At 43.3% G+C, this 12,694-nt stretch carries 14 protein-coding genes; all 14 read left to right on the forward strand.

Going from position 1 to position 12,694, the window contains the following annotated elements:
• The first annotated feature begins 16 nt into the window (after window positions 1-16).
• The 14 genes from WA407_RS02620 to csrA all read left to right on the forward strand — a co-directional run bounded on the left by WA407_RS02620 (window position 17) and on the right by csrA (window position 12,668).
• Window positions 17-1,177, forward strand: a complete 1,161-nt coding sequence (locus tag WA407_RS02620) for a sensor histidine kinase (protein ID WP_013312293.1) — start codon at window positions 17-19, stop codon at window positions 1,175-1,177.
• Between the two features lie 4 nt (window positions 1,178-1,181).
• Window positions 1,182-1,904, forward strand: a complete 723-nt coding sequence (locus tag WA407_RS02625) for a response regulator (RefSeq protein ID WP_007432713.1) — start codon at window positions 1,182-1,184, stop codon at window positions 1,902-1,904.
• A 169-nt stretch (window positions 1,905-2,073) separates the two neighbouring features.
• Entirely contained in the window at window positions 2,074-2,514 is a 441-nt protein-coding gene (locus tag WA407_RS02630; RefSeq protein WP_235306501.1) for a hypothetical protein, read from the forward strand.
• A 201-nt stretch (window positions 2,515-2,715) separates the two neighbouring features.
• Complete coding sequence (locus WA407_RS02635; RefSeq protein WP_336076705.1) at window positions 2,716-4,830, forward strand: DEAD/DEAH box helicase; 2,115 nt, start codon at window positions 2,716-2,718, stop codon at window positions 4,828-4,830.
• Window positions 4,831-4,862: 32 nt separating this feature from the next.
• Window positions 4,863-5,744: a ComF family protein gene (locus WA407_RS02640; RefSeq protein WP_336076706.1), complete on the forward strand. Its 882-nt coding sequence runs from the start codon at window positions 4,863-4,865 to the stop codon at window positions 5,742-5,744.
• A gap of 382 nt (window positions 5,745-6,126) precedes the next feature.
• Complete coding sequence (locus tag WA407_RS02645; protein ID WP_235306499.1) at window positions 6,127-6,594, forward strand: LysM peptidoglycan-binding domain-containing protein; 468 nt, start codon at window positions 6,127-6,129, stop codon at window positions 6,592-6,594.
• Window positions 6,595-7,331: 737 nt separating this feature from the next.
• Window positions 7,332-7,742 (forward strand): TIGR03826 family flagellar region protein, encoded by a 411-nt coding sequence (locus WA407_RS02650; RefSeq protein WP_044648603.1) that lies wholly within the window; start codon window positions 7,332-7,334, stop codon window positions 7,740-7,742.
• Window positions 7,743-7,937: 195 nt separating this feature from the next.
• The gene (gene flgM, locus WA407_RS02655; RefSeq protein WP_039271505.1) at window positions 7,938-8,213 is read left to right on the forward strand and encodes a flagellar biosynthesis anti-sigma factor FlgM; all 276 of its coding nucleotides are present in this window, start codon (window positions 7,938-7,940) and stop codon (window positions 8,211-8,213) included.
• Window positions 8,214-8,223: 10 nt separating this feature from the next.
• The gene (locus WA407_RS02660) at window positions 8,224-8,724 is read left to right on the forward strand and encodes a flagellar protein FlgN (protein WP_235306498.1); all 501 of its coding nucleotides are present in this window, start codon (window positions 8,224-8,226) and stop codon (window positions 8,722-8,724) included.
• Between the two features lie 18 nt (window positions 8,725-8,742).
• A complete protein-coding gene (flgK, locus tag WA407_RS02665; protein ID WP_336076707.1) occupies window positions 8,743-10,311 on the forward strand; it encodes a flagellar hook-associated protein FlgK in 1,569 nt (522 codons plus the stop codon).
• Between the two features lie 61 nt (window positions 10,312-10,372).
• Window positions 10,373-11,293 carry a flagellar hook-associated protein FlgL gene (flgL, locus tag WA407_RS02670; RefSeq protein ID WP_250266804.1) on the forward strand — a complete coding sequence of 307 codons (921 nt, stop codon included), beginning with the start codon at window positions 10,373-10,375 and terminating at the stop codon, window positions 11,291-11,293.
• Window positions 11,294-11,310: 17 nt separating this feature from the next.
• Window positions 11,311-11,880: a DUF6470 family protein gene (locus WA407_RS02675; protein ID WP_336076708.1), complete on the forward strand. Its 570-nt coding sequence runs from the start codon at window positions 11,311-11,313 to the stop codon at window positions 11,878-11,880.
• 93 nt (window positions 11,881-11,973) lie between these two features.
• Window positions 11,974-12,426, forward strand: a complete 453-nt coding sequence (gene fliW / locus WA407_RS02680) for a flagellar assembly protein FliW (protein WP_235306494.1) — start codon at window positions 11,974-11,976, stop codon at window positions 12,424-12,426.
• A 2-nt stretch (window positions 12,427-12,428) separates the two neighbouring features.
• Entirely contained in the window at window positions 12,429-12,668 is a 240-nt protein-coding gene (csrA, locus tag WA407_RS02685) for a carbon storage regulator CsrA (protein WP_029514583.1), read from the forward strand.
• Window positions 12,669-12,694 lie beyond the last annotated feature (26 nt).

A 12,694-nucleotide genomic window follows, 5' to 3' on the forward strand; every position in this document is an offset into this window, starting at 1 on the left:
TTGGAGTAGAACATTTGTGGACTTTCAAGCCGATATCATAGACCGAGTCATTAAAAATGCCATCCAGGTGATGGAGAACAGCAAATATCAGATGTTCGAAATATTGGACACGGCCCGGACCGAGCTGGTCACGTTAAATCAGGAGCTCCAGAGCGTCTTGAAGGAAACAGCAGAAACGATCGAAAAGGTGGACCAGCTGGAAATGAACTATCGGCGGTCCCGCATTCGGTTGACTGAGGTCAGCCGCGACTTCGTTCGCTATTCGGAAGAGGATATCAAGCAGGCTTATGAGAAGGCAACACAGCTTCAACTCGATGTGATGATTTTCCGCGAGAAGGAAATGTATCTCAAAGCCAGAAGAGATGATCTTCAAAAGCGGGCCAAAAGTGTCGAGGCTTCTGTCGAGCGCGCTGAAACCATCGGTTCGCAGATGGGGGTCGTGCTGGAATATTTGTCGGGTGAATTGGGACAAGTGACGCGGATCATCGAATCGGCCAAAAACCGGCAGTTTATTGGTCTGAAAATTATTTTGGCTCAGGAAGAGGAGCGCAAACGTATATCCCGTGAAATTCACGATGGACCTGCGCAGCTCCTTGCGCATCTAGTGCTTAGGACGGAAATTGTGGAAAGAATGATCGCCAAGCAGGAATTTAAGATGGTTCAGGACGAAATAGTAGACTTGAAGAAACAGGTTCGCTCCAGTCTTGAGGAAATGCGAAAGGTCATTTTCAATTTGCGTCCTATGGCCCTGGATGACCTGGGACTTATTCCGACGCTCCGGAAATATGTGCAGGATTTTGAAGAAAAAACGAAAATTAGATCGCTTTTTGAAACAAGGGGCAAGGAACACCGTCTCTCTTCCGCGATGGAAGCAGCCATTTACCGTCTGATCCAGGAAGCTTTGACCAACGCTGCCAAGCATGCTTATCCTACCTATGTGCTTGTGGAGATTACCTATCAGGCGCAGCTTGTAAAAATCGTGGTGCAGGATAATGGTTTGGGCTTTAAGCCAGAGCTTTTTCAGCAAAAAAGCAAAGATCATGGGCATTTTGGTCTGATTGGTATGCGGGAAAGGGTTGAACTGCTCGAGGGGAGAATGGAGATCGAATCAGCTGAGAATCAAGGCACCAAGATAGTGATTCATATCCCAACCAACGTGGAAAAGGGAAAGGAGTAACAACATGGAAAATCAGGAAATTAGCAATGCACCCATTAAAGTTCTCTTAGCGGACGATCATCAGTTGTTCCGTGAAGGACTTAAACGTATTTTGAATATGGAGGACGACATTGAGGTCATCGGAGAATGTGGCGATGGTATTCAAGTGTTGGAATTCTGTAACGTAGAGAAACCAGATATTGTTCTGATGGACATTAATATGCCAATTGAAAATGGTGTAGAGGCAACCGAAAAACTGCGTGAGATGTTCCCGGATGTCAAAGTTATCATATTATCCATTCATGATGATGAAAGCTATGTATTCGAGACGTTGCGCAAGGGAGCCAATGGTTATCTGTTAAAAGATATGGAGGCCGAGTCCCTCATTAATGCAATTCGTTCGGTTCATGAAGGATATGCGTTTATCCATCCGAAGGTAACGGGTAAGCTCATTCAGCAGCTTCGCCGGATGACCTACCTGAATGAAACAGGGGCTATGGCTGAAGGTCATACGAAGGAAGCCGGCGTGAAGTTTGTCGCAGGTGAAAATAATCCATTGACCCGTCGTGAAGCTGAAGTGCTGCGTCTGATGGCTGAAGGTAAGAGCAACAAGATGATCGGTGAATATTTATTCATTAGTGAGAAAACGGTCAAAAACCATGTCAGCAGCATTCTGCAAAAAATGGAAGTTGATGACCGTACACAAGCAGTTATTAACTCAATTAAATATGGATGGGTTACGCTGTAAAGTGTAGTCTTTCCATGCATTAGACGATGCAGCTGCTAATAGATATGAATGCTGTACCGCCTTTCTTTGGGAGCGATATGTCCGCTCATACGGAAACCCAGTACATAACCGTGACACCTCTTCCTGTTATACGGCATATATTGTCGCTATAGGAGGAGGTGGAACCCTCGTGACGGCTCACTTGGTTTGGATATTGCTTATATACGGTGTGGGAGCCGCAGTCGTTCATCTTATGTATATACGACAGGCGGTTCAGGCTTATCACAATGGTGAAGATTCACGCACAATATCTCCAGGTCATCGCGCGACTCGCTATATTGTGATTACGTCCAATGACGGAGATCGTGTGGAATGGGTGATGCGTTCGCTGAACATACTTGCCTGGCTACACCGGAGGCCGCTACATGTGACGGTACTGGATGATGAATCTATGGACGACACGCTACCGATTCTGACACGGCTACTACGCTATAGTCATATGGAGGTTTCAGTCATTTCAAGTCGTTTTTCACCGGGGAACCCGGTCTTACCGAAGTCAGGCGGTGAAAAGCAGGTTGTTATTGATCTTAGAACGGTCAAGTCGTTGGCGGACGCCCCATTTGTTCCTTAGCGATAGGGGATTGTGGACATCGTGGTTAAAATCGGATATAAATGTTTTAAAACAGTTGCATAGGCAAGACGACAGGGATTTCGTTGAGATCTACTTGATGTGAAGCACACTTCAGGCTATTAGCCATAGGAGTGTGCTTTTTTGCTGTTCTCTGGGGTAACAAAAACCGCAAAAATGGATGAATGGGAGGAGCAGGGGAAGGTGAAGATTGCAGTATATGCAGTGAGGTATAAAGGGAATTGGACTCTCCGATTATCTGCGGATATTCGAGTAGATATGACATGGTGGATGAATCAAGATGAGGGGCAAGAGAATGTTGTCGAAAGATGGGTGCTTTTAGGAGATGAGCTTCCCTTGTCCTGGGGGACAAAGTTGTGCGAAACATTTAAGGAATTAGCAAATATGGAGCGATGGGGAAAATGGCAGTGGTGGGCTTATATTCTCGCACAGCTAAAAAGTGAACTGGCTATTGAGCCTTTTGATGGAGAACGAATTTTGTCTGGAGGAGTAGAAAATATATGCATTTGGGATCATGTACAAGGGTGGACTTCCTGCACAAAAGGTGGGGATGAGGGACGGGAAACAGACGGAATTTTACGTTCTATTCAAAAAAGGAGTCTCATCACGGGAATTGATGGATTGGATAGGGAGTGTTTAACACGACAAGCGAATGAGCTGGCAAATTTGTTGTCAGGACGCCAGTTACTCGTTCCGGAAGTCGAAGCGCTGCTGGCAGAGGCAGCGCCAGGTTTGGAGCATACTTGGCGATCCGCTGCACAACTTGCATATCTGCAAGGCCGACTCAGCTTTGCTGCTGGCCTCGCTCCAGCACCACGTACGCGCTGGTCTGCCGCGCGTACGCATGAACTTCGCTGCAATCGTTGTGGCAGCGGGGTAGTGCATCGCACGAGCTGCGCATCGTGCGGACGTAAGGCGTGCGCTTACTGCGAGACATGTCTCGCACTGGGGCGCAGCCGTGAATGCTCGCTGCTGCTTCGTGGCGTAGCGAAACCCGTCCTGCCGTGCACAGCAGGCAGGGCCCCGGCGACGGAACTCGACCGCTGGGGGCTGAGCCCTGCACAACGTGCCGCCGCTGAAGCGGCGCTGCGCTTTTTGGCCGCACCGCACGGCGAAGTGCGGGGACGTTTTCGCCCGGAAGGCCGTGGGCTCCGGGCGTTGTTCCGGCGCGATAGGGTTGCACGCCGGGGATCAGATGCTGCCGCTTCGCATGGCAGCAACCTTGCCCACAGCAAGCAGTCTTCGCCAAAACCTGGCGAAGGTGCGAGGCATAACGCTGATCGGCAGGTACCTGATACCACGGTAGGACGTTTTCTGCTCTGGGCTGTAACAGGCGCGGGTAAGACGGAAATGATGTTTCCGCTTTTGCAATATGTGTTGGACCACGGAGGAACGGCGCTTGTGGCAACACCACGCCGCGATGTAGTACTGGAGTTAGCCCCTCGTCTGGGCATTGCTTTTCCCGATGTGAGCATGGTGACGCTCTATGGGGGGAGCGCAGAACGGTGGCAAAGGGGACAGTTGACATTGGCTACGACACATCAGCTATTGCGTTATCGTCAAGCCTTTGATTTGGTTGTGATTGATGAGATAGACGCGTTCCCTTATCACAATGATCCTATGCTTGCCTTTGCTGCACAAGCAGTATGTAAGCCGAAGGGAAAGTTTATCTATTTGTCTGCTACACCACCGCAATCCTTGCAGAAAGAGGCTGCACGCGGTCTACTGCCATACGCCAAGGTTCCCGTTCGTTTTCATCGTCACCCTCTACCTGTCCCATTTCGTCTGGGGACTGCTTCAGTGCAACATTGGCTGCAAAAAGGTCGGCTTCCCGCATCCTTTATTCAACGCCTACGCGTATCCATACAACGTGGGGCACAGGTTTTCCTGTTTGTGACACGAATCTCACATATTCAGGGACTTGTGAAGCTGCTGATTAAACAATTACCTGATGTACCTATTGCAGGCACCTCCTCACAGGATGAAGAAAGAACCGCTAAAGTGCGCTTATTTCGAGCTACTGAAATACGTGTTCTGGTTACAACGACTATTTTGGAGCGAGGGGTAACTGTTCCACGGAGTGATGTGTACGTATTAGACGCGGACAGCAGTCTTTTTGATGAAGCCTCTCTTGTCCAAATGGCGGGTCGTGCAGGAAGGTCCAAGGATGACCCATGTGGAGGTGTTATTTTTACATCCCCCCAATGGACTCGAGGTCAAAAGAGAGCAATTAGACAGATTAAACGTATGAATGCACTGGCTCGGAAAAGAGGATACCTGAAGGAGGCGAAGCACTAAATGCATTAAATAAAAAAAGTTTTTTTGGAAATGTGAAACCTGAAACAATGTCGGTACGTAAACTACCAAGAAAGGTGCATTCTGGTATGGGGATGATTCCAACAACCCGTCTATTTTTGAATTGGTTATTCCATCGCCAGTCTCAAATATGTATGGCTTGCGGCACTCTCACAGGGCGTTTTTCCGAATTTCCCGGAATTTGTACTTCTTGTTCGCTTCAAATTCCTTGGGTTTACAATATTCGTTGTGTTTATTGTGGACGTCCGACGTCTTGCCCGGATTGCGTAAGGCTTGACCGATTAGTACGTTACTATGTGTGCAATCGGAGTGCAACCAGCTATACACCGATGATGAGAGAATGGATTGGGCAGTTCAAATATCGTGGAAATGAAAAGTATGGTTCCTTGCTGGGCGAGATCATGAATCGAGCCTATCAGGCGATGAGGTATGAGTTTGCAAGTCTTAAACATTCTCGTTTCAAGCAATCTTTGTGGAGTGTGGATGTAGTGACCTGTGTCCCGGTAAGTGAGAAGAGGCTGACAGAGCGAGGCTTCAATCAGGCTCAGATCTTGGCAGAAGAGATTGCTAGGAGGAATAAGCTCCCCTTCCTATCTTTACTTGCTCGTCCACAAGATACAGGCAAACAAAGCTTTAAAACCAAAAAGGAACGCATGAACACCATGAATAACGCGTTTTCTGTCCACCCCAATATGGAAAATTTGCTGAAGTCGTTTATTTTAAAAGCTGAATCTCATCGTGCTACGGAGAACAAGCCTTCTGTTACCGTTTTGCTTGTAGATGATATTTATACAACGGGAAGCACCTTGCAGGCGTGTGCACGTGTTTTGAGAGAAAAGGCATTAGAGCAAGGAATACATTTGACTATTTTTTGCCTGACCTTAGCAAGATCATAAGTCTAAATATCTAGTATTTTCCATGAAATTTTGCTTGAAACTATGAAAAAGAGGTTATAACTCTCTTGTAAGAAGGATTAAATGATAGAGCAAAAGTCTTTTAAGCCGTACAATCAGCAGGATTTGACAACGAGCTAGAGAGAGGTATATAATAAAAATATAGAGACAAACAAAAAGTAAGGAAGTGAGGGATGAAAACAGAATATTTCAATTTAGAGGTTGATTTTTTTGGAAAAGAGGAGTACAATTTCTATCTGTTGATAGCTAACATGATTGGTAATAAGTGATTAGCTAATGACTAAAGAGCGGACATTGGGAGTGTCTCGCTCAGTAGTAAAGCAGTTAATTAAAATTTAAAGCTAAAAAGAGGAGAGAAAAAATCATGAAAAACGTAATGAAAAAAGTAGCAGTATCTAGCATGCTGGCAGTTAGTTTAGGTGCAGTATCTTTGTTGAGTCCACTTGCAACAGGTCAAGTAATGGCAAAATCGAACTCTGACCAAAATAAGGATCGTTATGAAGATCAACTGATCATTCAACAACAAGAAGCAGCACAAAAAGCATTTGAAGAAAAAGTTTTTGGAACTGTAACTACTAAAGATGCAGCAACTACAACACCAGCTCAACCAGCTACTGAGAACAACAATCAAGCAACAACTACAAAACCAGCAACGACTACAACTGAAACACCAGCAACTGTAAATACAATCACTGTAAGTGTTCAAGAGGGCGACACATTGGCTTCTATTGCTGAAAAATACGGTGTGACTGTTGAAGAACTGGTTAAAATCAATAACCTGGTTAAAGTAGGCCAAGAACTGCAAGTGCCGCAAACAAACACAAATAAATAATTATCATTATAAATGTATAATGAAGTGTGTTTTTTAAACCAAGCGTTTGACTATAGTATACGGGAAGGCCTCTATTAAAACAATGCTTTTTTGAATAATTAATTGTGAAATAGCTTGTTTTTTTGGGCTACAAATTTCCACTGATGCATCTAGCTTGATTTCGGATAGATTATAAGTTGAGATGATGTTAGGTCCATGAGATTTATGAATACCCACACTCCATGTGCGGAGCATTCGTATGGGCGCCGTTCCCCCGGATTTACAGGATTTCCTTGATGTCATTCGGGGCACAGGTGAACATGAATTCTTCTGAGGATTGTTTCGCCCGGTTTTTCCCTCATCTTGATAATTAATTTCTACATTTCTCATATTCATATATAGCTATTTTAATTGTATAATGAAGCGCTATTCCCGAAAATAACTGGAATGGCGCTTATTTTATTTTCTATCTAAAGTACGGTGTAATGTTTGACGATAAATAGATACATGCACTAGGCTGAGCTATTAGCTTTCATGGGCTTTCTTTATTTTTTATGACATTGATTATTGATGCATATAAATATAGAGAAACTTTTGCTGATGGATCATTCTCTAATATGATAACTTATAAGATGTGCAATTGTGTAAAATCCGAAAATCTTTTTTTGAAATATTTGCTAGACGAGGCTCTTCATTATAAGTTAATGTAAGGATAAAAGTAATTAAAGATCGGAAATTGGAAAGGGGCGCTACAGAGGATGAATTTGGATAACTGTCCTCGCTGTGGAAAGCTGTTTATTAAGAACGTCAGGGGAATCTGTCAAAACTGTATTAAAGAAATTGAAATTGAATACGAACGCTGTGTCAAACATATACGTGAAAATAAGGGCATTCATATGCATGAGCTTTCAGAGGCTACTGAGGTATCTGTAAAGCAAATCACGACATTTATACGTGAGGGACGTATTTCCATTGCTAATGCGCCTAATATGACGTATCCTTGCGAGGTATGCGGGATACCGATTCGTGAAGGGCATATGTGCGATTCTTGTCGAACACGTCTGACTAAAGACCTGCATCAGGCTGTACGCGAAAGTAGTAATCAGGATCAAAGTAATAATATGGGCTCAGGTACCTACAGCGCGATTGATAAACTTCGTGGAAAGTAGTACAGGGGAATTAAAAACGCATTCAGCTATTCAAAAAGTTTCAAATACCGCCGATAATCTTTATAGAGCTTATCGGTTTTTTTATTTTTAGCAACATGCACAAAATAAAGAAGTCAGGCATAATACGAACCATGTTCGACGCTATGTCGTCTGATACATTCTGACCATATCAAATAACTAAGGAAGGTGGAAGTTATGAAAATTAACGAGACCAACCGCATCGGAGCTATTAATCCATATCAGCGAAATATTGAAACAGGACGTCAAGAGGAGCTTAAGAAGTCCCGCCGCAAGGATGAGGTTTCGATTTCTCCGGAAGCAATGGAAATGCTGAACCGCAGCAGTGATGCAGACCGTGTTAAGAAAATTCAGGAGCTTAAGCAGCAAGTAGCTTCTGGAACCTATCGTGTGGATGCCGATAAAATTGCAGAGAAACTGTTACCTTACTTCAAGCAGTCTTCTGAAAGCTAGGTGAAGGAGTATGCCTTTAGAGCGATTGATTGATGTGCTGGAGCAGCTAGACCAAAAGCATCTTATCTTGCTAGAACTAGCAAAAAGTAAAAAAAAGATTGTTATGGAAAATGATATGGATAGCCTGGTTCAGCATTTGAACCAGGAATCCAGGCTCCTTAAACAGGTGGAACAGCTGGAGGAAGCTCGTATGGAGGTTTCGTATGAGCTTCTTCGTGAACGTGGTATTAAGTCTCAGCTTAATTTGACTATAACTGAGCTGGCACGGCTTGTATTTGATCCTGAAGATAAGAACAAACTCCTCAGTGTCCAGAGCCGCTTATCCCACACCCTTTCAGAATTAAAGGAAATTAATGCAATCAATCAAAAGCTCATCGAGCAATCGTTGGTGTTTATTGACTACTCGTTAGATCTACTTGTAGGTCGTCCTAATCAGGAGATGACGTATATGCATCCAGATCAGAAAAGTAATCAACTCGCACGACCTGGATTGTTCGACACTAAGGCTTGAGCCGAGGAGGAAAATAGAGTGCCATCCACATTTCATTCCATAGAAACAGCCAAAAGAAGCCTTTATACACAAACGGCAGCTTTAAATACAACAGGACATAACATAGCTAATGCCAACACAGAAGGCTATACACGGCAAACAGTTAAGATGAGAGCTTCTATACCCATGGAGGCTTATGGTATTAATCGTTCTAATGTACCTGGTCAGTTGGGAACAGGTGTTGAATTTGATGCTATTGAACGCATTCGTGAGAAGTTCTTGGACAGTCAGTATCGTGGAGAAAATACTGAGCTGGGCAGTTGGACGATTCGGAGTAACACACTTGATAAGCTACAACAGATTATGAATGAGCCGTCCGATACAGGGATTCGGAAGGTTTTGGATAACTTTTATAAATCTTGGTCTGATTTAAGCAAAGACCCAGAAAGTGTAACTGCACGAACTATTGTAAAGGAAAACGCACTTGCTTTGACTGATGCAATGAATCATATGAGTAAACAGTTAAGCAATCTATCTGCGGATTTAACCTCAAATGTGGAGGCTAAGTCTAGCGAGCTACAAAGTTATGTGAATTCCATAGCGGACCTGAACCAATCAATTACTAAAATTGAAGGCTTGGGAGATAACGCTAATGATCTTCGTGACCAGCGTGATTTGATCGTCGATAAAATTTCGAAAATCGTTAACGTAACGGTAACTGATACTGATCAAGGCTACAACGTTAATATGGGTGGTCAAGCATTAGTAACTGGGTTTGCACCGACTACTGGAATTAACGGCGCTTTTTTACAAGCTGCTTTTGCCTCCAATGATTTACAAGGTGGAGAAGTACATGGAATGATCATCTCTAGAGATCAATTCGTAGCAGATTATACTGCACAAATGGATAACCTCGCCAACACATTGGCAAACGGTGATATTTCTGTAACGCTACCTAAAGGCTCAGTATTGCCAGAAGGCACTGTACTGAATGGAGTGACTTATACTGGGACCAGCCGAACACTTCAATCGGATTTAACAGTTACAGTTAAAGGTCTTAATGGTTTGCATCAACTGGGTTATACCCAAGAGGATAAAGATGCTAACGGTAATATGGTCGCAGGTAAACCTTTTTTTGTAGCATCAAATAATGGCGGGACGATAACGGCAGGCAACATCACGTTAAATACTGCTATAGCAGATAATCCTAACGCCATTGCAGCATCCCTTCGTGTAACAGGCACTGCTCCTACTGAGGAATTGGTTAAAGGCAATAATACATTGGCATCCCTCATGTCCAATTTGAAATTAAACAATTTCACTTCTGTTTCTACAGGGAACACGGCTACTATTGATAGCTTTTTCAGTTCTATGGTTGGTCAGTTGGGTATAGAGGCTCAAGAAGCAACAAGACAGACACAAAACTCGACAGCCCTCGTATCTCAGGTGGAGACTATGCGCCAGTCTGTGAGTGGTGTTTCACTGGATGAAGAAATGTCCAATATGATCAAGTTTCAGCATGCCTACAGCGCCGCTGCTCGGTTTATGACCACATTCGATCAGTTATTGGATAAATTAATTAATTCCACAGGTGTAGTTGGAAGATAAGAATGGGGATTAAATATCTTAGTCTGTATACAAGGGTATTTAATTACGGAGGGATATAATTATGCGAGTTACTAACAATATGCTAAGCTCACAGCTTTTGCTGAATTTGAATCGAAATTCTGAGCGTATGAATAATACGCAGAACCAGATGGCTACCGGACGTAAGCTGAACAAGCCCTCTGATGATCCTGTAGGGATTACGTATTCCTTAAGGTACCGCTCTGAATTGTCTTCAAATGAACAATACCAACGGAATGTGGACAGCGCAGTGTCTTGGCTTGATTTTAATGATACGGTCATGGATCAGGCAGGACAAATTATGCAAAGAGTACGTGAACTTACAGTACAGGCCTCTACGGGAACTAATCCACAATCTGCGCTGGACAGTATCAACAAAGAAATTGGTCAGCTTAAGGAACAAATGATTGATGTTGTGAACAGCCAATTGAACGGAAAATATATATTCAATGGTCAGACCTACGACAAGAAGCCTTATGACTTCCCTTTGAATGCTGATAATACGCATGATACGTCTGGAGCAGCATTAATTGCTACGGATACAGGTAATGTTAATTTTATAGTAGGTGAAAATGTAGCTTTGCCTATTAATGTTACTGGCAATGAAGTCGTAGGAACAAGCGCGGATACCGATAATTTATTTACTATTTTTAATCAGCTATCTGCGGCTTTGGCAAGTGGTGATATTAAAGCAAGTGGGGATCAACTGGCCAATATTGATACGCGTATGGACAAAATGCTGAAGGTCCGGTCGGAAATGGGGGCTAAATCCAACCGCGTTGAGCTAATGCAAAACCGTTTAAGCGATCTGGAAGTAAACTTAACGGACTTGCAGTCTAAAACGGAAGATGCGGATTACGCTGAGCTTTTAATGAATTCCAAGATCCAAGAGAATATTTACAATGCTTCTTTGTCAGCTGGAGCTAAAATAATATCCGCATCATTAGTTGATTTCTTAAGATAGTCTAAGGAGGGGGAAAGATGTCCATCATTCCGATGCTTCAGATCCGGCAAACTCCGGCTATCCTGCACATTGATGCAGATCCAGGGCAGTATTCGATTCGACAGCCCTCGGCAGATATGGAATTAACGACACGACGTGCTCAACTGGAAATTCACCAGTATAAGCCTCAGCTGACCATAGATCAAAGTGCAGCCTTCTCTGCCTATAACGGTGGGAATTACCTTGAGATGAATAATCGAATTTATTCAGGGGTGCCACAGATTTTTTTACAAGCTCTTGCGCATAAAGTGGAGCAAGGCAACCGAATGGCGGATATTCACATTCCTGGGAATACTGTAGCCATTGTTTATGGAGAGGATACAGAAACGCATGTGCTTCCTGAATTTAGGGGTCCAGCATCTATGGATAATGTCGATATTCGTGTTGAAACGCGTGCACCTGATATTACATATACACCTGCTGTATCGGAAATGCATGTTACCGTTAATCGTCCAGAGATTGAGTATACCCGAGGGAAACTGGAGATTTATATGCAGCAGTATCCATCAGTGGCCTATATTCCACCTGAAATTGATGTCGCGATGTAAAATAAGTTAAGGTTATAGAGGTTATTCAAGCCGACTATAGCCTTTTTTTTATAATAAAATGTATATATCTGATTAAATATTGGAGGAATATTAGTGATTATATCCACATCTATTTGGGGTGACATTGAAGTTAATGAAAAAGAAGTATATCGATTTGAAAAAGGAATTCCGGGATTTGAGGAGACGACTGAGTTTGTGTTGCTTGATCATGATGAGGCACCCTTTTACTATCTCCAGTCCCTTCAGCAGAAAGAACTATCTTTTGTCTTAGTAGACCCTTTTATTTTTTATCCTAACTATGAGTTCGAATTACCTGATAGTGAAACTGAAGAACTGGAGATTGAATCTAATTTAGTCGTACGCAGCATATTAACATTACATGAGCAGGTAGAGAACTCGACGATTAATCTATTGGCACCTTTGGTATTCAATCCTGATAATAGGCAAGCCAAGCAGGTTGTTTTGCACCAGTCTCCGTATTCGACCAAGCATTCACTGCAGCCTACTAAGGAAGACGAAACCATCCGTTCAAAGGAAGGTGAATAATCATGCTGGTACTTTCGCGTAAGAAAGGCGAGTCTATTATCATTCAGGATCACATTGAGGTGACGGTGCTCGGAGTAGAGGGAGATACAGTGCGTATAGGAATTTCAGCTCCCAAACAGATGGACATCTTTCGCAAAGAAATCTATTTATCCATTCAAGAGTCCAATCGTGAATCTGCTGCCCATACGCAGTCGAATTTGGATGCTTTGCGCAAGATGATAAATAAAAATAACGAAAAATAAAAAAAAACCTAAAATGCTATTAAAAG

It is taken from the genome of Paenibacillus sp. 203 (assembly GCF_037027525.1).
Lineage (GTDB): Bacteria > Bacillota > Bacilli > Paenibacillales > Paenibacillaceae > Paenibacillus > Paenibacillus polymyxa_B.